The organism is Pseudomonas sp. OG7, from assembly GCF_014192825.1.
In the GTDB taxonomy this organism is placed as follows: Bacteria; Pseudomonadota; Gammaproteobacteria; order Pseudomonadales; family Pseudomonadaceae; genus Aquipseudomonas; species Aquipseudomonas monteilii.
This window is the reverse complement of the sequence record NZ_JACHYK010000008.1, coordinates 20,626-45,138: the sequence shown is the minus strand read 5'-3', so window position 1 is coordinate 45,138 and position 24,513 is coordinate 20,626. Positions and strand designations below refer to the sequence as shown.

The following is a 24,513-nucleotide window of genomic DNA, read 5'->3' as shown; positions in this document are numbered from 1 at the left end:
CCTATGAGGTTCAAGGGTGTCTATGATGACTGAAGACCCCCTCAGGAAACCCACCATGACCCTGATCAGCCGCGAACCCTGGTGGTTAGTCCCTCCAAAGCCCGGGCAGAAAGAGCAAGACCTGCACTGGGGTTACCTGGAAATCTATGCCGACGGCCACACCGTGTTCGTCGACCAGCGCCCCAGTGACCGGGAGCTGGCCGAGCGCAAGAGCTGCCGCAACTTCCCCGACCCGGAGCCGTGACGGCTCAGCCTTCCAGCTCGGCCAGGCGTGCCTCCAGCGCCGCGATGCGGGCTTCCAGGGCTTCGATCCGGTCTTCCGACACACTGCCGCCACCGCTGCGCGCGCCACCTTCCTGCTGACGTGCAGCGAGGATCGCCTCGATTTCCGCCGGGTCGCCCAACGCATGGGTGTAGCGGTCTTCACGCTGGCCGGCCTGGCGCGGCAGGTGCAAGGCCAGATCCCGCGATATCAGACGTTCCAGCTGGTGCTGGATCTGCTCGGTGTCGTCGAAGTCGTGCAGGCGGTTACTGCGGGTCAGCAGTTCGTTGAGGGTTTGCGGGCCGCGCAGGAACATCAGGCCCATCAGCACCAGTTGGGCCGGTACCAGCTCCAGGGCCTTGTCTACCCGCTGTTCCCAGCGATCGGCACGGCTGCCCATCTGCAGGCGGGTCATGCCTTGCCCTTCGAGGGAACGCAGGGCTTGGCCGATCTGGCCTTGGGTAAGGTTCATCACCGGCTCGCGGCTGGTCTTCTGGTTACAGGCCAGGACCAGGGCATTGAGGGTCAGCGGGTAGCTTTCCGGGCTGGTGGCCTGCTTTTCGATCAGCGAGCCGAGAACGCGGATCTCGATGCTGTTGAAGCGGCCTTCACCTGCGGTTTCGTGTTCTGACATGGCCCTGTCTCAATGGCTGGGGAAAGGCCACTAGGGTAGGTAAAGCCACCGCGTAAGGCAATTGGGGCCGCGATGCGGCCCCAATAAGGTCAAGCGTTGCGTCGTTCTTCGGCTTGGCACGCCGCTGCCGTGAACAGCACATCGGTCGAAGAATTCAGCGCCGTTTCGGCCGAATCCTGCAGCACACCGATAATGAAGCCCACTGCTACCACTTGCATGGCAATTTCACTGGGGATGCCAAACAGGCTGCACGCCAGCGGAATCAACAGCAGCGAGCCCCCGGCCACGCCCGAGGCACCGCAGGCGCAAACGGCTGCCACTACGCTTAGCAGTACGGCCGTTGGCAGGTCCACGGGAATGCCCAAGGTATGCACCGCCGCCAGCGTCAGCACGGTAATGGTGATGGCCGCACCGGCCATGTTGATGGTGGCACCCAGCGGGATCGACACCGAGTAGGTGTCTTCGTGCAGGCCAAGGCGCTCCGACAGGGCCAGGTTGACCGGGATGTTGGCCGCCGAACTGCGGGTGAAGAACGCGGTAATGCCGCTTTCGCGCAGGCACAGCAGGGTGAGTGGGTAGGGGTTGCGGCGGATTTTCCAGAACACGATCAGCGGGTTCATGATCAGTGCCACGAACAGCATGCAGCCAATCAGCACCGCGAGCAGGTGCAGGTAGCCGAACAGGGCGTCCAGGCCAGATTGCGCCAGAGTGGAACTGACCAGGCCGAAAATGCCCAGCGGGGCGAAACGGATGACAACCCGCACGATCAGCGTGACGCCGTTGGACAGGTCTTCGACCACGGTGCGGGTGGTTTCACCGGCATGACGCAGGGCCACGCCAAGGCCGATGGCCCAGGTGAGTATGCCGATGAAGTTGGCGTTGAGCAGGGCGTTGACCGGGTTGTCGACCGCGCTCAACAGCAAGTTTTGCATCACTTCAGCGATACCGCCCGGTGCGCTCAACGTGGCCTCGCCAGTACTGAGCGCCAGGTGGGACGGGAACAGCATGCTGGCGACCACGGCTACCACTGCCGCGGCGAAGGTGCCCAGCAGGTACAGCCATAGGATCGGCCGAATATGGGTTTCCTGGCCGTGGCGATGGTTGGCGATCGAGGCCATGACGAGGATGAACACCAGTACGGGCGCCACCGCCTTCAATGCGCTGACGAACACCTTGCCGAGGAAGGCCAGGTCGCGGGCGATGGCGGGCGCCAGAAGGGCCAAGGCAATACCGGCAAGCAGGCCAATGACGATCTGTGTCACCAGGCTGGTTCGGTTGAGTAGGCGAAGTACAGGGGACATGTGCAGCACAATCTCATTATTGTGAAAGGGCGCGACTTTAGCACAGAGCGCGGCGGCGCAGCCTCGGCTGTGTCGTCGCAGGGGCCAACGTCACCAATGAAACAACTCTCGCCGTGCGCCTTCAGTAATTGCCACGATCCCCGGGTGCTTGACCTTGCGTTCCACCGAAATGGCATAGAACGACTCATGCACGGCCTCGGTCTGCCCGATCAGTTCCACGCCATACTGGCGGCACACTTCGTCGGTAATCACGCTGGGGGCGACGAAAATGCCGCTGCCTGACTGCCCGAACGCCTGCATCAAGGCACTGTCATCGAACTCGCCCACGATCCGTGGCTGCACCTGTTGCTCGCCTAGCCAGCGCAGCAGGCGGCTGCGCACCACGGTCTCCTGGCCGGGAACGAGCAGCGGTGCATCCTGCAGGCAAGCCGGGAAGGGGCCGTCCAGCCGTTGTGCCAGCGTTGGGGTGGCGAAGAAGCTCAGCCCGCATTCGCCCAGCTTCTGGCTGTAGCCTTTGATGTCCAGGTGGCTGGGCATGGGGCTGTCGGAAATCACCAGGTCCAGGCGCTGGATGGCCAGGTCTGCCAGCAACCGCTCGAGTTTGTCTTCGCGGCAGTTGATGCGCAGCACCTCATCCAGCTCCATGGTCGGTGCCAGCAGGCGGTAGACGATGGATTTGGGCACCACGTCGGCCACCCCCACGCGAAACAGGATCTGCTCTTGCGGGCCGGCGCGCAGCATGGCTTCCAGCTCACCGCCGAGCTGGAACATCTGCTCGGCATAGACCAGCGCCTGGCGGCCTGTCTCGGTCAGCTCCAGCTGCCGGCCTGCACGCTGGAACAGCTCCAGGCCATAGGTTTGCTCGAACAGGCTGATCTGCCCGCTGATGGTTTGTGGTGTGAGGTTGAGCTGTTCGCTGGCGCGGGTGATGCTGCCCGTCTTGGCCACGGCCCAGAAGTAATGCAGTTGGCGATAGTTGAGCACCGTCGGTCGCCCCGATTCGTAAAAACCGAAGTATACGCCATGAAAATACGAATTTTCCTGAACTATTGGCGTCTCTAGAATGCACGGCATCAGGCGCCATGCGCCGCCGGGATATTTCATGCGAGGACACCATGCTACAACTCAAATCCATTGGCACCCCGTTGGTGCTGGCGTTGGCCCTGTTCACGCTTGCGGGTTGCGACCAGGCCGAGAAATCCGCCCAGCAAATGCTCGACCAGGCGGCGCAGTCGGCCAAGCAGGCGATCGACGACACCAACAAAGCCGCCCAGCAGGCCTTGAGTGAGGCCATCGGCAAGGGAGGCCACACGCCTGAAGATGCCGACAAGAAAAAAGACACTCAGGAAATCTGACCCCCAACCGCCGCTGCAGGATTTGAACAATGGAATACTTGCTGGAACTCGCCGCTAGCCCTACCGCCTGGGTTGCCCTGGCTACGCTGGTGGCCATGGAAGTTGTACTGGGCATCGACAACCTGATCTTCATTTCCATCCTGACCAACAAGCTGCCGGTGGAATACCGTTCCAAGGCGCGACGCATTGGTATCAGCATGGCCTTGGTCATGCGCCTGGCCTTGCTCAGCACGGTGGCCTGGATCGTTCAGCTGACCGACCCGGTGTTTGAAGTGTTCGGCAACGCCTTCTCATGGAAGGACGTGATCCTGATTGCCGGTGGCCTGTTCCTGCTGTGGAAGGCGACCAAGGAGATACACGAAAACGTCGACCCGCACGGCGCCAAGGAAGAAGCCAAGGTGTCGTCGACGGTTACCCTGGGCTTTGCGGCGGCGATCTTCCAGATTTTGCTGCTGGACATCGTCTTTTCGGTGGACAGCATCATCACCGCCGTGGGCATGACCGAGCACTTGCCGATCATGATCATTGCCGTTATCACGGCTGTAATCGTGATGATGGTGGCCGCCGACCCGCTGGCCAACTTCATCAATGACAACCCGACGGTGGTCATGCTGGCCCTGGGCTTCCTGATCATGATCGGTATGACATTGATCGCCGAAGGCTTTGGTGCCCATGTGCCGAAGGGGTATGTGTATGCGGCCATGGCGTTCTCGACCGCGATCGAGATCCTCAACATCCTGGCTCGCAGGGCGCGATTGAAGCGTGAGGCGGCTGAAGGTTGATAAACATACGGGGCGCCATGCGCCCCGTTTGCGGTTTCTGAACGCTTAGTGCACCCCGGCATGCCGCCGCGCCCGGCGCACAGGCAGCGGCTTGGCGGGGGCCTGCGGTGGCAGGTGGTGGTGGGAATGACGCCGCACGATACGCAGTACACCCCACAGCATGGCGGCTGCGACGCTCAGCCACATGCCCACCAGCATGAGGATTGCCATGGTCAGGCTCATCTGTGCCTCCATCTCCAAGGGCAGCGCACGGTCAGCCAGCGCTTGCCTTCCAGACACTGCTTTAGTCTAGCCCTTCGCCTGTGACGTTCCATCGAACAAAGGTCTATCTCTGGGTCCGATTCGCTCTAAGCCGCTGTCGGACTATACCCGCGCCGCTGTGGGACCTATGATCGTTGGCCAGAGCCGGGCGCTGCCTGCCTGGCGTTGAAACAAGCGAGCGCCCATGCAGCAACATTCCTTCAAAACCGTCCCACGTCGGCTGCTGGCTGCCTGCCTGATTGCGGCCAGCCTGGCCGGCTGTGCCAGTGCGCCACCCGCCAACCTCAAGGGCCTGCCGCAGCGTGTCGAGATCAGCAGCGTGCCGTTCTACCGTGGCAACGCCAACCACAGTGGCGCCATGGCCCTGGCCGCCGTGTTGTCGCAGCAGGGCGCGCCCATCACCCCGGGGCTGCTGGACAAGCCGTTGAACCTGCCTCAGGGCGCCGAAGCGCTGGACACCGGCATTCCTCGCGTGGCGCGGGACTACGGCATGGTGGTGTACCCGCTGGACAAGCAGCTGGACGCGCTACTGGCCCAGGTGGCGGCTGGCAACCCGGTACTGCTGCGTTATGAGGACGGTTCGGCGTGGTGGGGCGAGCCGCGTTATGCGGTGCTGATCGGCTATGACCGTTACAAGCAACGGGTGCTGTTGCGCTCGGGCATGCACCGGCGGCAGGTGATGGCGTTCGATGACTTTGCCTCGGCGTGGGCGAAGCAGGGGAGTTGGGCGGTACTGGTACAGCCGCCACGGCAGCTGCCGGCCCAGGTGGATCGGCAGCGCTGGCTGCAGGCTGCGGATGAACTGGCGCGGGCGGGGCAGGAGATTGCGGCGAAGCAGGCCGTCAATAGCTTGAACAAATAGTTTTGCCTGTACCGGCCCTTTCGCGGGTAAACCCGCGAAGAGGCCAGTCCCGGCTACATCAGAAGCCCAGACGATCGCGCAGGCTGTAGTACCAGGCACCGATGGCGCTGAACGGCACGCGCAGCATCTGGCCACCCGGGAACGGGTAGTGCGGCAGGCCGGCGAAGGCGTCGAAACGCTCAGCCTGGCCACGCAGGGCCTCGGCCAGCACCTTGCCTGCCAGGTGGGTGTAGGTTACGCCATGGCCCGAGCAACCCTGGGAGTAGTAGATGTTGTCACCGATACGGCCAACCTGCGGCAGGCGCGACAGGGTCAGCAGGAAGTTACCGGTCCAGGCGTAATCGATCTTCACATTTTTCAGCTGCGGGAAGGCCTTGAGCATCTTCGGACGAATGATCGCCTCGATGTTGGCCGGGTCACGCGCGCCGTACACCACGCCGCCGCCGAAGATCAGGCGCTTGTCGCTGGTGAGGCGGTAGTAGTCGAGCAGGTAGTTGCAGTCTTCGACGCAGTAGTCCTGCGGCAGCAGGGTACGTGCCAGTTCTTCGCCCAGAGGCTCGGTGGTGATCACCTGGGTACCGCATGGCATGGACTTGGCGGCCAGTTCCGGTACCAGGTTGCCCAGGTAGGCGTTGCCGGCGACGATGATGAACTTGGCGCGTACTTTACCTTGTGGCGTGTGTACGACCGGGTTGGCACCACGTTCGATGCGCACCGCCGGGGTTTGCTCATAGATGATGCCGCCCAGCGACTCGACCGCAGCGGCTTCGCCCAAGGCCAGGTTGAGCGGGTGGATGTGGCCGCCGCTCATGTCCAGCATGCCGCCCACATAGCTGTCGCAGGCGACCACTTCGCGGATGCGCTTCTGGTCCATCAGCTCCAGCTGGTTGTGGCCGAAACGTTCCCACAGGCGCTTTTGCGACTCCAGGTGGCCCATCTGCTTGCTGGTGAGGGCGGCGAACACGCCACCGTCTTTCAGGTCGCACTGAATGTTGTACTTGGCCACGCGCTCACGAATGATGCGGCCGCCTTCGAAGGCCATGTGGCCCAGCAGTTGCGCCTGCTTGGGGCCAACGGTGCGTTCGATGACGTCGATGTCACGGCTGTAGCTGTTGACGATCTGGCCGCCGTTGCGGCCCGACGCGCCGAAGCCGACCTTGGCCGCTTCGACGATGCTTACCTTGAAGCCGTTTTCCAGCAGGAACAGGGCGCTGGACAGGCCGGTGTAGCCGGCGCCGATGATGCACACATCGGTTTCCACCTCACCCTGCAGCGCCGGACGTGGCGGCACCGGGTTGGCCGAGGCGGCGTAGTAGGACTGGGGGTAGGGGGTGTTAGCCATGCTGCAGGAACCTCGTGTTTTATATTTTTAACGAATGTACCGATGCTATCAATAATAATAAACACCCGCTAGTCGTCTGATGAAAATCCTTTACGGGCTACCTGCCAGCCCATCTATCTATAAAGAGTTTAAGATTCAGTAGCTTAGCGCGAAAAAAAGTGTTGACAGGGTTTTAGGAATGCGTAGAATGCGCACCACACGACAGGCACATAGCTCAGTTGGTTAGAGCACCACCTTGACATGGTGGGGGTCGTTGGTTCGAGTCCAATTGTGCCTACCAAATCGAAGAAGGGGTGATCCGCAGGGGTCACCCCTTTTTTCATTGCCCGGTTTCGGGTGCAGCAAACCGTTGCAGGGGCGCGAAGCGCTTACCTTCGAAAGTTTTTGATTTTTCTCAAAAAAAAGCTTTACAGGTGTGTATTCGATCACTAATATGCGCACCACACGACAGGCACATAGCTCAGTTGGTTAGAGCACCACCTTGACATGGTGGGGGTCGTTGGTTCGAGTCCAATTGTGCCTACCAAATCCGAAAAGGGCGATCAGAAATGATCGCCCTTTTTGCATGTGCGCGTGAAGCAGCGTGTAACGTTTGGTCGCGGTTCGGGACAGAGGTCGGCGTGCTAGAATCCGCCCCTTCGAATCTGGAGGTACACGCGTGCGCAAACTGGCTGTGGTAATGGCAGTGCTCGCCCTGGCGGGCTGTGAGAACGAGGTCGAAGGCGTGCACAAGCAGGTGGCCGAACACCTGCACAACCCCAAAACCGCCAAGTTCGGCAACGTACGGATCGACACCCAGGGCACCATCTGCGGCCAGGTCCGTGGCAAGGATGATGCCGGGCAGTACGAAGCCTACCGCAGCTACGTAGCGATCAAGCGCGATGGCCAGTACGACATCATCGTCGACGACACCGGCAACAACCTGCGCATCCGCGAGATGTGCGGTGGTGCCGACCTGCAGCGCCGTGCCGAGGCGCTGGCAGACCAACCGGCACCCGAGGGCTGGGATGTAGAGGTGGTTCAGGGCGCCAACATGGGCGCGCTGAGCGACATGACCGCACGGCTTATCGAAAAGGGCATCCCGTCTTCGGTGGAATACCGCGACGGCAAGCCAGTGGTGCTGATGGGGCCGTTCCCTACCCGCGAAGAAGCACAAGCGCGCAGGGATGAAGTGATGGCCAAGCTGGGCACCGATTCGGTGGTTATCCAGCACGGGGCCACACGCTAACCGCTCCTGTCAGCCCCGCAAGGCACAGTTAACCGTGCGCTAGACAATGTTCACACAAGTTTGGCTATGCTTGGAGTGACGATGCCGAACGGGGAGGGGCCTCATGTCTACACTGGAGCGGGCCATTGCCGTGGCCGCCAGGGCGCATGAAGGGCAATACGACAAGGGTGGGGCGGCTTATATCCTCCACCCGCTACGCGTGATGATGCGGGTGTCCACACCCGAACAACGGATTGTCGCAGTACTTCACGATGTGATCGAGGACACCCCGCTGACCCTGTCCGACCTGGCGCGCGAGGGTTTCGCGCTTAAAATCCTTGCAGCCTTGTTGGCGCTCAGTCGCCGCGAGGGTGAGGCTTATCAGGACTTCGTGGTGCGTCTGGGCGATGACCCGCTGGCGCGAACCGTCAAACTGGCCGATCTGGCCGATAACAGTGACATTTCGCGCATCCCTTGCCCTGGCCCCGCCGACCTGGCGCGGTTGGCCCGCTACCGGGAAGCCAGCGCCTATTTGCAGGCGTTGGCCTGAGGTTCAGCCGCAGGCCTTGAGGTTGACCGGCCCGACGAACTCATTACCCCGGCCCATCACGCAAGCTACCTGCTGGTTGCGTTGCCGCTCCCATGCCTGCGGCGGATAGGTCTTGTTCCAGGCCTCGAACAACTGGCGGTCCTGCCGGGACAAGCGCAGGTTGTACTGTTTGCTCATGTAGAAGTAGGTGCGGGCGATCATGCCGCGTATCGAGGGGCGTGGCATGACCTTCCTGGCTTTGAAGTCGACCTGGGTCAGGCAGCTGCCATACTGCCCGCGTTGCTCCGGCAGCCAGCCGAAACTGAAGTTGCTGCGGTCGCCATTGGCAAACTTATCTACCACTAGCTTTTGTTGACAAGATCACGAAGCATCAAACAGCCTTTGTAAAATCAGTCAATTACCTAATTGATAGCTCATTTTTCTACCACTGTCACCATGTCAACATTGACAAAAAACACCATCGGTCAGTCCGACGAACGGTATCGCCCTGTCGACGATTCCACGCGGGCTAACCGGGCGGGCGCCACGACGGTCACCAAGCCGATCAGCACGCGCGATGCGATACACTATTCCTCACGTTCACCTGGAAAGACTGCCTAATGCGTTTCATCCCTTCATTGCTCGCGCTGAGCTTACTGGCAATCGGAGTCAGCACTGCAGAAGCAAGGTCCATCACCAAAGCCCAGGCTGATATGTGCCGCTGGGGCTCACAAGTCGCCCATAACGCGCAGAAGTCAAAGCTCTCAGGCAAGACGCTCTACAGCACCCGGCGTGCGTTGCAAGAGCGCAAATTTTCGAAGCCATGGATGAAGAAGATGGCGGTGGGAATCACTGAGCAGACCTTCGCGAGCCGCAGCCGCGTCAGTCCTAAGGCGGTCGAGAAGACTTACTACCAAGGCTGCGTCAGGCACGAAATGGCAAGCCGGTAAAAAGCCTTGGTATTCAACAGGCTCGTAGGTGCCCAAAGCGGATTCGGGGTGAAGTGCGTGAACTGGCTGGCATAAGAAAGCCGTGGATGTAATCTTTCGCCCAGCCACGCAGCAACGTCTTAGTCGCCGGGCTGGCGATGTTCGTCACTCATGATTACTGCGGTGCGAGCCTGTGTACTAGAACGGCAGGTCACCGTCAAAATCATCTGGGTCTTTGTCCGCATTTCCTGGTTCACCTTGATAAGGCTGCTCACACCATGAGTCCCTGTACAAGAAATCGTCAAAACTATAGTTAGTGATCCCCAGGGGCTGCGCGAGCAATATTGCGCTGGCATATTTGCGCAGCACTCGTCCCTCGGTCAAATCATTAATATCTCTTTCATGAAGGAAGCTCACTGTCCACTCATCCCATATGGCATTGTAGGCGATCGTCTGCCAAGTACCAGTAAATCGGGATGTGCTGGACAGGTTGTACTCAGGCGTGAGAACTAGAGTTAAATTGCCCTTGGCGTAACAGATCAGCTGGACGGGGGCGATTACCTTTTGAACGATCGCCTCCTCAATACATTGAAATACACGATCATCAATCTTCGAAGAGCCCCAAATAATACCGAATCGCTGAATGCCAACCTCCTTTCTAAGTTTAAGGCGCTCGTTCAAATGCTGTTGCATGCAGTAAATGGAACAAATTAGACTTCCGTCATCTCGATCAATTATGTCATGTTCCGCATGGAAGAGGCGGGAGCAGCGGGTCGTCGAGGATGCTTTTTGCTGGATAAGAGTCGATGAGATGTTTGACATGATTAAATATCGCCCGAGAAATCACTTGAGGTAGGTGTTGTGTGTTCTAAGTGCTCATGTAAAAACTGTCAGGATGCCATCGGCTCAGCATTGCATTGTGGGCTAAAAAAAGCCGGAGTGCCCCCCACCCTCTCGATCAGCCAGGTCTCGCTTGGCGACGAAAAGGCGGTGTCCTGAGACCTTCTTCTTGCAGGTAAAGTGAGTTCACCTTTGCCATGGCTATCGCTCGATGTCAGGCGGTTTTGATCGAGCATAATACGAATCTAAAACTTTGCAAGGGTCGAGGATGATCGGTGTTGAGTTCTTGGTGAGCGTTGCCAGAAGTTGGGGTAATTGCAGTTTGTTCATGATTTATGAACCGCATTCGATTTGTTATTATATTGAGTCTTTATTGTTCGTAAGTTTTGATTGGCTGTTTTTATAGGTGTCATGCAATGAGTAAAGGCGCAGGGAATCATCATTAGAGAATACTTTTATGCTCTGGCATAACTTAGAGCCTTAGAGGTTGGGCCTTTCAGGGAGGGCGGTAAGCTAAGCGGGAAACTTGGCTAGGCCCGAACGTACCTGGACATTACCTCGACTTGTCGGCTTTGCGCGTACCAAGGCGCTCACACACTTGTGAGAAGCTAACAGCTGAACAAGCTGAGCAGTGGGGGCTTTTTATTGCTGCGTCGATGACGCCACTAGCAGCGTTCATGGAAAAATGCGCCCTCAGAGTTTGAGGGGGGCTGAGATGAACGAGTTGAACATAGAGCGCTTGGTCGGGGTGTTTGGGTCTGGAGCCAGGGGGCGCGGTATCCAATTTCGCTCTTCAAGCGTCCCATCCCGTTGCCATTTACGATGCAAAAAACGTAAATCCACATTGTCTTTCACACCCTTTTCTAGCTTTTCACGCACGCTCAGTTTCACGCGATCTCCCCTCAAGCCCAGTAAATCCGGGCCCTTCGTGAGTTTGCGTTTTTCCTTTTCGGTCTTTGGGTTGCGCGCCCTAAGGCAAACCGCAGACCTGCCCGGATACCCGCCTGCCGACAAATTCATCTCCAGCGAGCCGCCTGGGGCAGGTCGCACGATCGAACGCCATTGAAAACACCCTATGGAATTGTCGTTTCAGAGGTGACATATTGTCACTTTGAAGGTGGCATATTGCGGAGCCACACATGACTGCTGAACAAGATCTGTCGGACGAAACCCAAAACTCCACACCAGGCCAAGCCGAAAACTCAGCCGAGAATCAAACTGAAGTTCTCACGACTTCGTATCTCATCGAGCAGCTCCAGGAAGGCCTGGCTGAGCTTGGCTGGACGCCTGCTGCGTTAGCAGATCGGATGCGTGATATCGGCGACTATCGCAAGCCTCAGACGATCCTGCGCAGCATTAACCGGGCACTGGAAGGAGAGACCAGGCCTTCCGGAGAGTTGCTGGCCCTAGTGAGACAGACAGTGTATTTGCAACGTCGCTTGCTGCGCGCATACGGCGACCTGCCTTGGACGAAGCTGGGTGACGGTTCTCATACCGCCGAGGCGGACGATTGCAGAATGACTTTGAAGCCGAAGGCGGGCGGACGCTGGCTGGTGGTTGTGATGCACAAGGATGGTTACAGCCCGCGCTATCCTCGGTGGCAGGTCGGTCTGGAAGCGGCGAAGCGGATGGCGTACCTCACGCTGGATAATGCCCTTAACTGGGTGTACGACAACGCGATCGAACAGGGGCGTGATGCCTCGGAAAACTGAGATTGTCCAGAAGTGGTAAAGCGGGTAGAAGCAGCCAGAGAAAAACGAGGGAGGTGAAACCTCCCCTTAGATGACAAATTGATCAGGCCGGGAATTTCCGGCGCTCCAGCTTATCCATGAACTTCTGAAGCTTATCGGGATTCGGCCTGACCTTGGTGTGTTCCTTGATCGCCGCCAGGGACTCCTGAATGATGTAGGAGGTTTCTTCCCATTCCTTGGAGGTCACGCCTGTAATCTTTCGGCGCAGTGTCCACTTAACCGCGAGCCATTCGAAGTTAACCCAGGCACGCGGGAGTTCGCGTTGACGCGATTTCATGAGCCCGTAGGTTAGCTCGTAGAAATCGATGAACTGACTGCCATAGACGTTGTAGATGAAGTCTTCATCGTAGATGCCGTAACGAATGGCGTTTGCGCAGCCTTCAAAGGCGTTCAGGATCCTGAAGGCTGCTTTAGAGACTTCAGTAAAGGTTGGATCTGTGGTGGTGGTTTTTTCGACCGGCTTAGCAGGCACGCCCGGCGTACTAGGCGCAGCAGACCCACCAGGCGCCCCCGTGGTTGCTGCAACTGCAGTAGCCCCTGCGGCGCTCGCAGAAGCAGAACATACCGTACATGCCTTAGTTGATACTGCTTGTGGCTCTGGGGCCGCAGCACAGTAGACAAAGCTGTGTGGGGCTTGGTCTTTCCCGCCAGCGCTGTACATCATGAACGCGAAATTCGCAGGGGTGCTGTCTGTGGTGGCACCAGGAACTACAGCTTTCTCAGCAGCTGCCGCGTCTTCTCTTTCCTTTTTTACCGCGCCTTCGAGGCTTTGCATGTAGCCATAAGCCTTCCTCCGATCGATGGTCGAATCGTGGGCGGCCAGCTTCTTGCGCACTATCGCGATAATGCTGAAAGCGTCGTTAAGTTCGCTCCTGATTTTGTCAAAATCCAAGGCATTCTTTTCGCTCGCCGTCTTACGGGTAAAGCCGATTGTAAGTCCAACTAAGCCGATACTTGCGTACGCAAGAAGAGGCATCAGGAAAACAGATGGATTGATAGTGGCAAGCGAACATTTTTCACAATTTATCTGAGCGCAGAAGAACGCAATCAATACGCCGCAGAGCACAACGCCGATAACGCCATAAATGGCTGGGAGAAAATATTTATATTTATTGACTAGATTGAAAATCATTAAATTTTGTCCATAAAAAAAGCGCCACCCGAAGGGTTGGCGCTTAGTTGCCTCTGGCAAGGTCTAGATCACATGAATCCCAAATCGATCTCTTTAGCAATCAATTCAAGTTTTGGCTTCATAATGTATTCCTCACGTAAAATAGGGGCAGCTAAGCACTTCATGTGGCTTCCTGCACCTCGATTCTCACATCACTTGGTATTGAAATGCAATCAAAACCTAGGATCGGATCTGTAACGGTGCCCCAAAATGCCATCAAATCAGTGTCTTAGCGCAGGACGACTGTAGACTGCTCCACCCGTCCTTCACAACGCGCTGACCCTGTCAGGGTAGCATTTTGCCATTGCGCAGCCAAGAGCCTGCTGCAGGACGGGTACGACCAGCCCACAGGTGGCATAGCACTGAACTAGCCGACCCTGGTCGTCTGTGGTGGCCAATCGCTGTAATCGATTTTTTCCGAGAGGAGGGGGCGTGGGCTGCGGTACGGCTCACGTGAACCAAGCCCGGCTCCGCCTAATTTTGGCACTTCGGGCTTCCATTCTCACGCCAGCGAGCTCTGCTTGCGCATATGCCGGTCTGGCGCATTAGCTATTGGCTCGGCCCGCTTTCATCTCCTGTTGGTGCACGAGTTCAAATCCCAAGCGCCTGACATAATCTCTAGCGTCATCCGATGCGTCTCTGGTCGAAGCTTGCCAGCTGGCCTTTGGATGCCAGGGCGTTGCGTGATCCGGAAATGAATTATATAGTTTCTATTGGTGGAATTTCTGGCGGATTTTGCGAGGGTTTTGGCGAGGCCTGAATGCCGGTTCTGAGGTTATTGAGCTTTCTGAGAAGGCGACATTGCAGGCATGAAACTGCTGATTTATTCCGACTTGCATACCGAGTTCGCACCCTTCGAGCCCCCTGCTCATGATGCAGATGTGGTGATCTTGGCCGGAGATATTTCGACCAGGGTCAGGGGCGTCAAATGGGCCAATGAGACGTTCAGCTGCCCGGTAATTTATACCCCAGGTAACCACGAGTTTTACCAAGGTCACCTGGATCGAACGCTAGTGAAGATGCGCGAGGCGGCGGCGGATCATGTACACGTCCTGGACAACCAGTCCCTGATCCTCGGCGATACCAGGTTTCTGGTCGCAACCGGCTGGACAGATTTTACGGCTACGGGCGATTACAAAGCTGCAATGAGGGTGTGCGCGGAGTGGATGAGCGACTTCAAGTACATCCGTATAAGCGAGAGTTACCGCAAGCTGCGTCCTGCTGACCTGATCGCTCGTAACATCGTCGCGCGAAAATTTTTGGCCACAGAGCTTGCCAAAGGATTTGAGGGGCGCAGCGTCGTGGTCACGCATCATTGCCCTCTGCCAGAGCTAGCTGGCAATGGTCACGAGGGGCATCTGGCTGCCGCGTATTGCAATGAATGGCTTGAGTTGGTTGCAGAGGCTGACGTCTGGATCTTCGGCCATACCCATCACGCAGTTGATGCAGTGGTTTCAGGCTGCCGGGTTATCTCGAATCCGCGCGGTTATCCGGGCGAGCGAACAGGGTTTTCACCAGACTTCGCCATCGAAGTTTGATGCAAGCTTGACCGGAGAGCGAGTTTTCTAACGGTGGCTAACGGCAGCAGGAGGATCGCTTTCAGCATTGGCCCTGCACAGGTATGGCCTGACTTGGCGTGTGTAAACCCAGTTACAAGGTGTGCCATTGTCTGGCTACCACGAGACGATTGCCTGGGCTAGGATTGGCCCGCTGCAGCGTCATTTCAAACGGCAGGCCTGAGTTCCCAGGCTGCTGAGCGTGGTCAGTCTGAAGGGATTCGTGTCGTGAAGCTCAAGTACATTCGCGTCTGTGGTTTCCAGTCGTTTGGCGTGACGCCAGTGACGATTGATCTGGAGAGTCTTACCTTCCTCATCGGGCCAAACGGCTCCGGCAAGACCGCAACGTTGCAGGCGTTGTGCCGCCTGTTTTCATTTGACTCCAATCAACGACGACTCCGAAGATCTGACTTTTTCGTCCCGCATGACGAGGAAGATGTGCCGACAGAACGGGCGCTTTGGATCGAGGCCGACTTCCATTTTCCTGAGTTGGCGGACGGCGGAAATGAACATCCGACCATCCCGTGTCACTTCGGCCACATGCGACTGGACGACCTTGAAGGAGTTCCACGGGTCAGGTATCGCCTGGACGCCTCTATCGGTATCGATGAGGAGATTGAGCAAAGTTTGCGCTATGTCCTGGATGCTGACGAGAACGGCAGCCCTATCGAGACGGTACCCGTCCCGCGCGATGAGCGAACCCAGATCCAGGTACATTACCTGCCGGCGCGTCGGGATCCCGCCGAGCACATCACGTATGGTGCGAATGCGTTATTGGGCCGTTTGCTCCGTGCGGTGAACTGGACAGATCAGCGCGAAAAGATCAGCCAATTGACTACCGATATCTCGCAGAGCCTGCGTGACAACCGCTCCGTCGTTAGCCTTGGCGACGGGATTACCAAGGCTTGGAAGGCATTGCACAAAGGCAAGTTTTTCAAAGATCCGAGCCTGACTTTCGTTGCTACCGAGATCGAGTCACTGCTCCGGCATTTATCGGTGTCCTTCACACCTGGGCATGGCGAGCAGCAGGTCGACTTTTCGAGGTTGAGTGACGGCCAGAAATCGATGTTGTACCTGACATTGGTGCTTTCCTCTCAAGCAATCGGGCGGTCTGTGCTTGGCGGAGATGACGAGTCGTTCGACATTGAAAAGCTGAGACCAGCTGTCTTTACGATCATTGCACTTGAAGAGCCTGAAAACAGTCTGTCACCGCACTACCTTGGACGCATCGTGTCTTCGCTGAAAACGCTGGTGAGTGACCCAAATGCGTTCGATGCGCAAGCGCTGATCGCCACGCATGCACCCTCAATGCTGCGACGCGTCGAGCCGACCGATATCCGTTACCTGAGGCTCAATGACGAGCGGTGCACTGTAGTCTCAACCATTACGATGCCGCCAGACACCACTGGCGAATCGTACAAGTTCGTGAGGGAGGCCGTGCAGGCATTCCCTGAGGTGTATTTCTCTCGTCTGGTGATCTTGGGGGAGGGTGATAGTGAGGAGATCGTGCTTCCACGTCTGCTGGCCGCCAAGGGGCTGATGGTTGATGAAGCGGCGGTGACGATCGCTCCACTCGGTGGTCGACACGTTAACCACTTCTGGCGGCTATTGAGCGGGCTGAACATTCCTTATGTGACGCTGTTGGATCTGGATGTCGGTCGGCATGGGGGCGGATGGGGGCGTATCAAATACGTGGCGAATGAGCTGATCAAGCATCGTCCCTCTGTGGCATATCTGCCGGACGACCAAGTGGTCACGTTGCCCAAATGGGACAACCCTACATACCTGCTGCTGGATATAGAAAAAAACCCCAAGTACAAGAACTACGTTCAGGATCTCGAACCGCTGGGCGTGTTTTTCTCATCACCCATGGATTTGGATTTTTCCATGCTGGTGGCTTTTCCCAAGGCGTTTGGCCTATCACCAACGGACTTGGTATTGCCGAAGGTCAACCAGGTGAAATCGGTGCTTGGGGAGAGCTGTTTCAAGCCAACCCAATACACACCGTTGCAGCGCAAGCATTTCATCGCCTATCACAAGCTGTTCAAGTTGGACAGTAAGCCCAAGTCCCATCTCGAAGCGCTGTCGAAGCTCTCAAACGACGAACTCTACAAGGCAATGCCTGCCTCCCTGTCGCGTTTGGTTGACCATGTAATCATGCGAGTGGAGGCGCTTCACGAATGATAAGGCCTGAGGAGTGGCGATCGTCTGAGGGCATTGTGCTGGAGCCCAATGCCGAAACAACCGTACGGGAGTTGCAGGGATGTGTGGCGTTGACTGCCGGCCCGGGCTCAGGGAAGTCTGAGTTACTGGCTCAGCGGGCGGATTTTCTGCTGACGACAGGCGCCTGCCGCTACCCCAAGCGAATTTTGGCCATCGCCTTCAAGGTGGATGCCAGCAACAATTTGCGTGAACGAGTGTTCAGGCGATGTGGCGCGGATTACGCCGGTCGCTTCGATAGCTATACGTTTCATGCGTTGGCCAAACGCATCGTTGATCGCTTTCGCCCTGTGCTGACAGGTGAAGATGCGCTGAACGTTGGCTACAAGTTGGTCGTGAAAGGGAAGGCGCACCCTGAGCAGACGGAGTTCGGGGCGCTGATTCCGTTGGCGATCAAGATACTTGATGCCTATCCTTTGGCCGTCACCGCCATCCGGCAAACCTACAGTGATGTGTTCCTAGACGAGTTTCAGGACTGCACGGATGAGCAGTATGGACTGCTGTACCGACTGTTTGCCGGATCGGGGCGCCGGTTAACGGCTGTAGGGGATGAAAAGCAGAAGATCATGGGTTGGGCAGGCGCCTTGGACGGTGTTTTCGGACGTTTCGAGCATGACTTCTCGGCATTGCACCTCAACATTTATCGCAACTTCAGGTCGCAACCGCAGCTTCTCCGTCTTCAGAGCGAGATCATAAAAGTCCTTGATCCTGGTTCTGAGATGCCGCCTGATTTGCTCACCGGGGACGGTGGGGAAGTCCATGTGCAGGCTTACCTGAGCTGTGAGGATGAGGCTTTGAGCCTGGCTGGGCAAATCGCCAGCTGGATCAACGGCGAGGGCATAGCGCCGGCCAGAATCGCAATCTTGGTGCGTAATCAACCGGAAGCCTACACGGTGAGGCTGACGACAGCGTTGGACAGCTGGGGGATCGGTTACCGAAACGAAAGCCAGTTTCAAGACATCGCGACGGAGCCTATGGCATTGGTCGTGGTTGATTACTTGCTCTGTGTGTATGGCGTACGTGAGCCAAGGGCCTGGACGCGCTTGATGCACCGTCTAATTCCTTCGGAAGATGATACGGATGGAGCACTGCGCACGAATTGGGGACGATTCATCAAGGAGGCTCGTAAGTCAGCTGCGCTAGATCTCGCCTCGAAGTGTTATGACCAGCGCTGGGTGCTGTTGAAGGAGTTTCTGTCAATGGTCGGCGTCAGTCTTCTGACTGGACTTTCGCATGATTATGAGTCCAGGGAGCGGCTCAAAGAGGTGATTCGCGATGTGAAAAAGTACATCGATGAAGCGCTGGCCAAAGAGCCTGACCTGCTCAAAGCGTTGGCGCAGCTGTCTGATGATCAGTCGATCCGGATTCTCACGGTACACAAGAGTAAGGGATTGGAATTCGACACCGTGGTGCTACTGGGGGTCGAAGATCAAGCTTACTGGGGCAGGGATCAGCACGAGGTTCGCTGTGCGTTCTTCGTGGGCGTTTCAAGGGCCGAGAGGCGTTTGGTGGTGACTACGGCTCAGCATCGCGCCAACCTGCTTAACCTGAGCAGTTGGCGGCTACAACGAACTGCGCATCGAGAGTTTCTCGATTATGTCTACCGGTGGAAGAATTGCCCAAAGGCAGCAGGGGTGGAGGCCGCTGACACACTCCAGGCTTCTGGTAAGTGATGAAGTACGAGATCTATCTAAGGCTTGTATGTGCTTCTGAGTGTCAACGATCGGCTGTTCGTTGCCGGGGGTGAAGCTGCATTTTCGGTAAATTGCCAGCGTCATGAAGCTGCCCAAGAGTAGCTTCCCCCGTTCTTTTCTGGAGACCGGTCAGGACGTTTGATGGCGATCGGAGAGAGGAACCTCGGGGTAGCCTGAGGCGATTGATGCGATGGAAAGCAAGCGCTCGAAGACCCGCAGGTTAGCTTTCTAGGGAGAGGAGGCAAATGGCCACTTGTCTGAGGGTGTTGTGCTATTTTGAGCAGCATCTCTGACTCTAAAAGGATTTTCCGTGTCACGCATATCCTTCCAGAATGAGCATCCGTCTGATTTAGACGTTTTTCCTGGTGGTAGCCACGACAAGGTGGCGGCGGCGATGTGCGGTTACATTGCCGATGAAGACAATTCCAGGGTCATCGGTCTTGACGGAGAGTTCGGATCGGGCAAAAGCTCAATTTTGACGATGCTAAAGCAAAAGCTCGGCAATGTTGATGAAAAATACAAAGTCTGGTTTTTTGACTGTGAGCAGAATTATCAAGGGTCAATAAAAAGTAATTTCATTGAACTTTTTACCGAAGAGCTTATCGAGAAAGTTGGCTCTGATGAGGAAGTCAAAGAGTCACTGCGGGATAGCAGGGATCGCGCGTTAGGTAGGCAGTTTACGTATACCAAAAAAACCATTAGTCGAGTGAGTTCCTGGGCGCTCATCTTGGTTGTTGCGCTGTTCTTCTCTACAAGCTCTTTCAAGGAGCTTTTTGCAATAACCAAAATGAAGGATCCAGTGATCGCATGGATCATACTTCATATCATCTCTCTTGTGAGTCCTTTGGTGGTTTTGATTGTTGCGCACCATAGGCTAAAAAATACGAAAGTTGGCGATCAGCCTTGGAGTATCTTCCATCTCTTCAAAGGAGGCTCGGATGACACGATTACAGAGAAGATCAAGGTTGCCAAGGAGGTAACGCCTCTGGATCTAAAGCGTACTCTGGAGGATGATCTAAAACTCATAGGGGATCTGCACTACGTTGTGATCCTGGACAACCTTGATCGCCTGCCCAAGGACAGCTTGAGGGCAGTTTGGAGCGACCTGGAAATCTTTACATGGGTTTCTGCAGAAAATAATCTTACCGTGATTGTCCCGTTCTGCTCTAACAAGGTAGCTAAATACCTCGCACCTGATCACGAACGAACCTACGATTCGCGTGACTTCATCGCGAAAAAATTTCCAGTTGTATTTAGAGCTCCTCCTATTGTCACAGCAGGGTGGAAAGACGGTTTCTACCAGCTTTGGCAGAGTACGTACCCTGACGATCAACGGGACATTGCAGAAAAGTGCGCTCTGCTTTTGCAGCGTCATAGTCCGATGAAAGGAAAGTTGGTGACGCCTCGGCTACAGAAGCGCTTTATAAACGATATTGCTACAACCTCGCTCACTCTGGGTGATCACATCGATATTGTATGTATCGGTGCGTATTTGCTGCTCTGTAAGTATGATGAGCTATCCCTGTCGGAGGTGGTCAGGGCGGATGGGTTATCCCAAGCCTTTAAAGATGCTCATCCAGATTTCAATGATTCAGACCTGGTTGCGACGAAGAGACTGTTGGAGCGCCATGCCGGCTCTGATCTTGAAAATGGCTGGCAGATTCAGTTCCTTCAGATACATTTCCTGACCAATAAAACCATTGCAATCGCTGAGTTGATTGACGAGCCTTTAGCGTCGGCTGTCAAAGAGGTTGATGGTGAACGCTTTGCAGACCTCGTATCAGCGTTTGGCTTCAAAGATGCTCTCAAACGCTACCTCTCTGAAGAAACCTATAACCCTGATTTGATTCGGGTCTTGGCTGCCGCTTCCGAGAAGCTACCTGAGGGTGATCTTAAGAGCATTATTTCCTTGCTGAACGGAGAAGGAAAAACGTTCCAAGGCGGAATACCCGAGGAGGCGGAAGAGTTTTTCAACGCGCTCAAGACCTGTCGTCTTGCTGGCTTAAGCACGGTTGGTCTGGAATGGCTCAGGGACGACTTGGCCAAGGCCTTCCGGATAGACGTAAATGACGCGATCCAGGCTGATACGCTTGAGCTGAAGCGTAATCGGTTGAAGGACTACGATCGCTTCATTGATGCGTTAGGCTTTGAGCCCGTTAATGTCTATACCAATGGTGCAGCCTACTTCGCGCATGTTTTTTCTGAGTGTGGTGATTTAAAGGCAGTTGGTGTGGATAGCTTTAATTTTACGGACACAGGCTTTAAAAATGTTTATAGGTACATTGTTGCATTGCCAGGATCTGAGAAAATCCTGCCAATATCAGATGTGCAGCGGATCGCGCTGCTGAGAGTTCAATGTGGTGACGTTAAGTTTGGTAATGAATCTAAGTTTCCACTAGGTGAGGATAAACTTTCGCAGCTGTTGCAGCTGCTGAGTTTGGAGCCTAATAATGAGCCTGTTTTGTTTGCGCTTGCCCTGGCAGGAAAGCTTCCTGAGTCCGCCATTTCCCAAATTCTCAGTCACACGTTTGAAGGGAAAACCACCAATCAAAATGCTGCAGTGGCCGTGATTTTGATGCATGCCAAGAAGCTCGAAGATTTGGCTCGTGTAGAAAATCTGAATGCTGTTGTGGAAAGTGAAGCATTCAAGCTGTTATTCCGTGGCATGGTTTACACTGATGTGCTGACTAGCGGTCTTGACCATCCGGACGTCGGAAAAACCCTATCCAAGGTGTTAGCTTGGGCTATCAGTGATCGTGCAATGTGGAAGCTCGATTCAGGCTACGTGGCGCGAAACTTTAGCAAGATCGCTTGTGCAGTAGCACCGTATGGAGTTGATAAGCAAGATCTGTTTGACTGGATAGATGACTGGGAGCATAACTTCAAAGCTAATCTTGATGTGATCGATAGTTTTGAGCACGAGTTTGTTGATCGAATTATCCAGAGTCCGGATGCCCAGTTCGACGATTTCAAGAAGCGTGTGCGTGAATTTTATGGCTCTGATGATCTCAGTGTTGAGGAGTGGGAGCTCATTCTGCTCAGTGATAGCGGTAATCACGAGCCACTTATTGAATGGGCTCTTAAGCAAGATAAGTTTGCTCTGGGTTCTTCTTATCGCGCCTGTGTTCTCGGTATTCTCAGAAAAATTGTTTCCGGGGAGCTGGAGGCGGATAGCTGTGCGAAAGCAGTGAGTTGTATCAACACACTGCTTGCTGTGAATGATGAAGTGCAAATCAATTTCTTGGGCACCGAACTTCGCAGTATCGTCTACAACGAGAGTAGTATTCCGGAGCCAGCGGCATGGCTTCTGAAGGATCTCGGCCACCTAATCGTCGATATTTCCCCAGCCAATACTGCTGAAGTCGGTAAATTGATGGGTATCCTGGTACACCTCAACGAGCATTCAGGTGAAACCGGTGACGTGCTTGCTTACCTGGAAAGTCGGGCAAAGCAGATTGCCCGTTACGATTATTCAGAGGAGCTTAGAAAGGCGATGGCAGTTGCCGTGGCGAAGCTTAAGAAAAAGGCACCGAAGCTTTACCAGGCTTTTGCGAAGGAATCCATGTTCAAAAGTATGTTGAAGGATCTCCTCAATGCTGAGAAAAAAGCTGAACGGGAAAAAGCCAAGCAACTGAAGGCCGAGCTACAGAAGGCCCAGGCAGCTGAAAGCGAGGTGGAGGGTGAGAAGCCTATGCCGGAGCAAGTGCTCGTTGACGCGGAGGCCTCAGCGGAGGCCTCGAAAACCTAGCATCGACGCATGCCAAGCCCTCGGGGCTTGGCGTGCTGTCTGCAGTAATCGATTCAGCAACTAATCGTTGGGTAAGTCAGAGACTTACTTTTCCCGCCTCCAAAGGTCATGCACAGTCGATGTGCTGAGCCCCAAACGGTCGGCAGTCTCCGTTTGTGTGTAGCCTGCCTGTTTATGGCGCTGCACCTCGGCAAGGTTGTCGGCATTCACTGGCAGACCCGTAGGTCTTGGAATCAGTTCGCCGTTGATGACCTGCTCACGAAGCACTTTCATTCCGCCAGCTTTTTCGAACGCGGCAAGCTCCTGCTTTAGGCGCGACGTGATTGCAGCGAGAGGCTGATCATCCTGCATGGCCATGGACAGCGCGAGCAGCGTCAAGGGGCTGACATCCATGGCTTCGCTGAGCGCCTGGAGCTTGTCCAATGAAGGACTGGACTCTCCTTTCTCCAAGCGTCCCACATAAGGCCGGCTGGTGAAGCGGGCGACCATTTCCTGGGTGAGCCCTTTTGTTGCGCGCACAGCCCGTAGCGCAGCTGCAAACGCGAGCTTGTTGTCCATCAGAGATCATCGCCCAAAGGCGAGTATGTAGCCATGTTGCGTGTTCCGGCTCTACACCGTATATTTTGCATATTCGGATTTTTGGTTTGCCCGCCTGGCTGACCGCCTTTCTGCTTAGCAGGCATGGCAGTGACCGGCGGAGTCTGGAAGCAGATGTGAGCGAACCAATTTACGGCTTATTCGAGTGCCGAGAATATGAAATGAGCAAGGAGCTGATCGAGGCCTACGGGAGTTACATGATCAAGACGTTTGGCGCGACCCGAGAAAACAGTCGTTTCTTTCGGTTGCCCAGGGTCATTCAGCGTGCAAAGGACGCGATTCCTGATAAGGCGATTGTTGGCTTTTTGGCCTGTGCCTTAGAGAGGGGAGGGCGAATGACCGGCCTGATGTTTTGCGATCACCGACATGATTTTCCGGAGGGGCTTCCATCCCATACGCCGCCTATCGCATGTCGATTTCAGCGGGCCGGCTACCTGGTCATCGAGGCGGATACTGGAGGGCTCTATGTGGTTGCTCATTGGTACTACCAAAACGGCGAGCTGGGCCCTTTCTATGCGCTGCAATGATCTGGGTTCAAAGCTGGTTGATAAACATAGTTTCAGGTGTGCCCACAGCTGGCCCCGCCATCGATGCAGCAGCACTGGATGAGCTCAGGAACATGATGATCACGCATCTGCTCAACGCGTTGAGGGCGGATGTATGAGGAAACAGAGGCTGCGGTGAGCAAAGCGATGCGCAAACGCATTCGGGAAGTAGACCGCGCCCAAGATCAAGAGCGCAAGAGCTGAGGTGGAGTGGTGAACGAGTTGTTGGAAGATGTGTTTTATGGTGCTGCGCGCATGCTGATGGGGTCTGGTCTTGCTGATGAACCGTTGCTAGCAGCGGCACGGGAGGAATTTGCAGGTCAACAGTACTGCGTGGTGCGAGAGTGGTTAATTTTGGACGTCATGGCAAGTGAGGGTGACCAGAAGCTCATCAGTGCCAGGGATTTACAGCCGGTCTTGCTCTACGCGCAGCGCGTAATGTTTGACACCAGAGGCGTAAGGCAGGGTGGTGTTCTGCTGACGGGGTTCCTGAGGCAGTACGAAGACTGCTTTTTTGAGGCTGAGGAAATGGTTTACGTGCTGGGTGGGCGCGGAGCCCGCAAGCATATATCAATGCCGGCGCTTAGGGAGTTGTCGAAAATGTGTGGTGTGATTCGCATGAACCCGAGCCAGCGTGGCTGCTGGCCCACGCTAGAAGCATGTGCCGCAGGTGATAGAGAAGGTTTGCCACGGGCGCAGAGGTAGCCAACCTAAGCATACGCGGCGACCACCTACGCATTTCACTACGAGGAGTACAGATGTACTCCATGCGTTATCAGACTTCTTGCATTCTGCTGCGGATGTCGGCGGCCCTAGTTGAGCGTATGCAGATGCTCGGCTTTCACCAGCGGCTTTGTCTTGCCAGGAAACTGCAAGCTTTGAGGCTCAAGCTGTCTGCCAGTACGCTGGGGGGTGATGCTCGCCACG

At 55.9% G+C, this 24,513-nt stretch carries 23 protein-coding genes, 2 tRNA genes and 1 pseudogene; 16 read left to right on the top strand and 10 right to left on the bottom strand.

The genetic code is table 11. From position 1 onward, the window contains the following. The first annotated feature begins 55 nt into the window (after window positions 1–55). Window positions 56–244 carry a hypothetical protein gene (locus FHW75_RS19690; RefSeq protein ID WP_016711413.1) on the top strand — a complete coding sequence of 63 codons (189 nt, stop codon included), beginning with the start codon at window positions 56–58 and terminating at the stop codon, window positions 242–244. Between the two features lie 4 nt (window positions 245–248). Here the strand turns inward: FHW75_RS19690 and FHW75_RS19685 are convergent, their stop codons facing one another. The 3 genes from FHW75_RS19685 to nhaR form a co-directional block, all read right to left on the bottom strand. Next, window positions 249–896 (bottom strand): YceH family protein, encoded by a 648-nt coding sequence (locus tag FHW75_RS19685; protein WP_025753712.1) that lies wholly within the window; start codon window positions 894–896, stop codon window positions 249–251. Between the two features lie 89 nt (window positions 897–985). After that, entirely contained in the window at window positions 986–2,197 is a 1,212-nt protein-coding gene (gene sstT, locus FHW75_RS19680; protein ID WP_019096847.1) for a serine/threonine transporter SstT, read from the bottom strand. A gap of 90 nt (window positions 2,198–2,287) precedes the next feature. Further along, window positions 2,288–3,181 carry a transcriptional activator NhaR gene (nhaR, locus tag FHW75_RS19675; RefSeq protein WP_019096846.1) on the bottom strand — a complete coding sequence of 298 codons (894 nt, stop codon included), beginning with the start codon at window positions 3,179–3,181 and terminating at the stop codon, window positions 2,288–2,290. Between the two features lie 131 nt (window positions 3,182–3,312). On the opposite strand from nhaR, the gene FHW75_RS19670 reads away from it, so the two are divergent. Continuing rightward, complete coding sequence (locus tag FHW75_RS19670; protein ID WP_019096845.1) at window positions 3,313–3,552, top strand: hypothetical protein; 240 nt, start codon at window positions 3,313–3,315, stop codon at window positions 3,550–3,552. 29 nt (window positions 3,553–3,581) lie between these two features. Next, complete coding sequence (locus FHW75_RS19665) at window positions 3,582–4,334, top strand: TerC family protein (protein WP_019096844.1); 753 nt, start codon at window positions 3,582–3,584, stop codon at window positions 4,332–4,334. Window positions 4,335–4,379: 45 nt separating this feature from the next. Here the strand turns inward: FHW75_RS19665 and FHW75_RS19660 are convergent, their stop codons facing one another. After that, window positions 4,380–4,556, bottom strand: coding sequence for a hypothetical protein (locus FHW75_RS19660; RefSeq protein WP_019096843.1), 177 nt, complete (start codon window positions 4,554–4,556; stop codon window positions 4,380–4,382). A 223-nt stretch (window positions 4,557–4,779) separates the two neighbouring features. Between FHW75_RS19660 and FHW75_RS19655 the strand changes: the two genes are divergently transcribed. Continuing rightward, the gene (locus tag FHW75_RS19655) at window positions 4,780–5,457 is read left to right on the top strand and encodes a peptidase C39 family protein (RefSeq protein ID WP_025753713.1); all 678 of its coding nucleotides are present in this window, start codon (window positions 4,780–4,782) and stop codon (window positions 5,455–5,457) included. A 58-nt stretch (window positions 5,458–5,515) separates the two neighbouring features. Here FHW75_RS19655 and FHW75_RS19650 read toward each other — a convergent pair whose 3' ends face one another. After that, window positions 5,516–6,799 (bottom strand): FAD-binding oxidoreductase, encoded by a 1,284-nt coding sequence (locus FHW75_RS19650; protein WP_009682777.1) that lies wholly within the window; start codon window positions 6,797–6,799, stop codon window positions 5,516–5,518. A gap of 203 nt (window positions 6,800–7,002) precedes the next feature. Here FHW75_RS19650 and FHW75_RS19645 point away from each other — a divergent pair. The 4 genes from FHW75_RS19645 (at window position 7,003) to FHW75_RS19630 (ending at window position 8,556) form a co-directional block, all read left to right on the top strand. Continuing rightward, window positions 7,003–7,079: transfer RNA gene (locus tag FHW75_RS19645), tRNA-Val, on the top strand. Between the two features lie 169 nt (window positions 7,080–7,248). Further along, window positions 7,249–7,325, top strand: a tRNA-Val gene (locus FHW75_RS19640). A gap of 132 nt (window positions 7,326–7,457) precedes the next feature. Further along, window positions 7,458–8,027, top strand: coding sequence for an SPOR domain-containing protein (locus FHW75_RS19635; protein ID WP_016711406.1), 570 nt, complete (start codon window positions 7,458–7,460; stop codon window positions 8,025–8,027). Window positions 8,028–8,130: 103 nt separating this feature from the next. Then, window positions 8,131–8,556 carry a GTP diphosphokinase gene (locus tag FHW75_RS19630; protein WP_019096842.1) on the top strand — a complete coding sequence of 142 codons (426 nt, stop codon included), beginning with the start codon at window positions 8,131–8,133 and terminating at the stop codon, window positions 8,554–8,556. Window positions 8,557–8,559: 3 nt separating this feature from the next. Here FHW75_RS19630 and FHW75_RS19625 read toward each other — a convergent pair. Next, window positions 8,560–8,880, bottom strand: a pseudogene (locus tag FHW75_RS19625) (endonuclease); the annotation flags it as partial. 275 nt (window positions 8,881–9,155) lie between these two features. Between FHW75_RS19625 and FHW75_RS19620 the strand changes: the two are divergent. Then, complete coding sequence (locus FHW75_RS19620; RefSeq protein ID WP_183674375.1) at window positions 9,156–9,485, top strand: hypothetical protein; 330 nt, start codon at window positions 9,156–9,158, stop codon at window positions 9,483–9,485. 177 nt (window positions 9,486–9,662) lie between these two features. Here FHW75_RS19620 and FHW75_RS19615 read toward each other — a convergent pair whose 3' ends face one another. Together FHW75_RS19615 and FHW75_RS19610 are read right to left on the bottom strand one after the other, a co-directional pair. Then, entirely contained in the window at window positions 9,663–10,286 is a 624-nt protein-coding gene (locus FHW75_RS19615) for a hypothetical protein (protein WP_183674373.1), read from the bottom strand. Window positions 10,287–10,997: 711 nt separating this feature from the next. Next, window positions 10,998–11,195, bottom strand: a complete 198-nt coding sequence (locus FHW75_RS19610; RefSeq protein ID WP_183674369.1) for a hypothetical protein — start codon at window positions 11,193–11,195, stop codon at window positions 10,998–11,000. 248 nt (window positions 11,196–11,443) lie between these two features. Between FHW75_RS19610 and FHW75_RS19605 the strand changes: the two genes are divergently transcribed. Beyond that, window positions 11,444–12,016: a hypothetical protein gene (locus tag FHW75_RS19605; RefSeq protein WP_183674366.1), complete on the top strand. Its 573-nt coding sequence runs from the start codon at window positions 11,444–11,446 to the stop codon at window positions 12,014–12,016. A gap of 82 nt (window positions 12,017–12,098) precedes the next feature. On the opposite strand, the gene FHW75_RS19600 is transcribed toward FHW75_RS19605, so the two are convergent. After that, a complete protein-coding gene (locus FHW75_RS19600) occupies window positions 12,099–13,187 on the bottom strand; it encodes a DUF4760 domain-containing protein (RefSeq protein ID WP_183674363.1) in 1,089 nt (362 codons plus the stop codon). A gap of 848 nt (window positions 13,188–14,035) precedes the next feature. Between FHW75_RS19600 and FHW75_RS19595 the strand changes: the two genes are divergently transcribed. The 4 genes from FHW75_RS19595 (at window position 14,036) to FHW75_RS19580 (ending at window position 22,444) form a co-directional block, all read left to right on the top strand. Beyond that, window positions 14,036–14,764: a metallophosphoesterase gene (locus FHW75_RS19595; protein ID WP_183674360.1), complete on the top strand. Its 729-nt coding sequence runs from the start codon at window positions 14,036–14,038 to the stop codon at window positions 14,762–14,764. A 246-nt stretch (window positions 14,765–15,010) separates the two neighbouring features. Beyond that, a complete protein-coding gene (locus FHW75_RS19590; RefSeq protein ID WP_183674357.1) occupies window positions 15,011–16,966 on the top strand; it encodes an AAA family ATPase in 1,956 nt (651 codons plus the stop codon). Next, on the top strand, window positions 16,963–18,675 hold the full coding sequence (locus tag FHW75_RS19585) for an ATP-dependent helicase (protein WP_183674353.1): 1,713 nt from the start codon (window positions 16,963–16,965) through the stop codon (window positions 18,673–18,675). The genes FHW75_RS19590 and FHW75_RS19585 overlap by 4 nt, the downstream gene beginning before the upstream one ends. 331 nt (window positions 18,676–19,006) lie before the next feature. Then, on the top strand, window positions 19,007–22,444 hold the full coding sequence (locus FHW75_RS19580; RefSeq protein WP_183674349.1) for a P-loop NTPase fold protein: 3,438 nt from the start codon (window positions 19,007–19,009) through the stop codon (window positions 22,442–22,444). An 84-nt stretch (window positions 22,445–22,528) separates the two neighbouring features. Here FHW75_RS19580 and FHW75_RS19575 read toward each other — a convergent pair whose 3' ends face one another. Beyond that, entirely contained in the window at window positions 22,529–23,002 is a 474-nt protein-coding gene (locus FHW75_RS19575) for a helix-turn-helix domain-containing protein (protein ID WP_183674346.1), read from the bottom strand. Window positions 23,003–23,157: 155 nt separating this feature from the next. Here FHW75_RS19575 and FHW75_RS19570 point away from each other — a divergent pair, with 155 nt between their 5' ends. Together FHW75_RS19570 and FHW75_RS19565 are read left to right on the top strand one after the other, a co-directional pair. Continuing rightward, a complete protein-coding gene (locus FHW75_RS19570) occupies window positions 23,158–23,568 on the top strand; it encodes a hypothetical protein (RefSeq protein WP_311650341.1) in 411 nt (136 codons plus the stop codon). A 231-nt stretch (window positions 23,569–23,799) separates the two neighbouring features. After that, window positions 23,800–24,291 (top strand): DUF6957 family protein, encoded by a 492-nt coding sequence (locus FHW75_RS19565; RefSeq protein WP_183674343.1) that lies wholly within the window; start codon window positions 23,800–23,802, stop codon window positions 24,289–24,291. Window positions 24,292–24,513 lie beyond the last annotated feature (222 nt).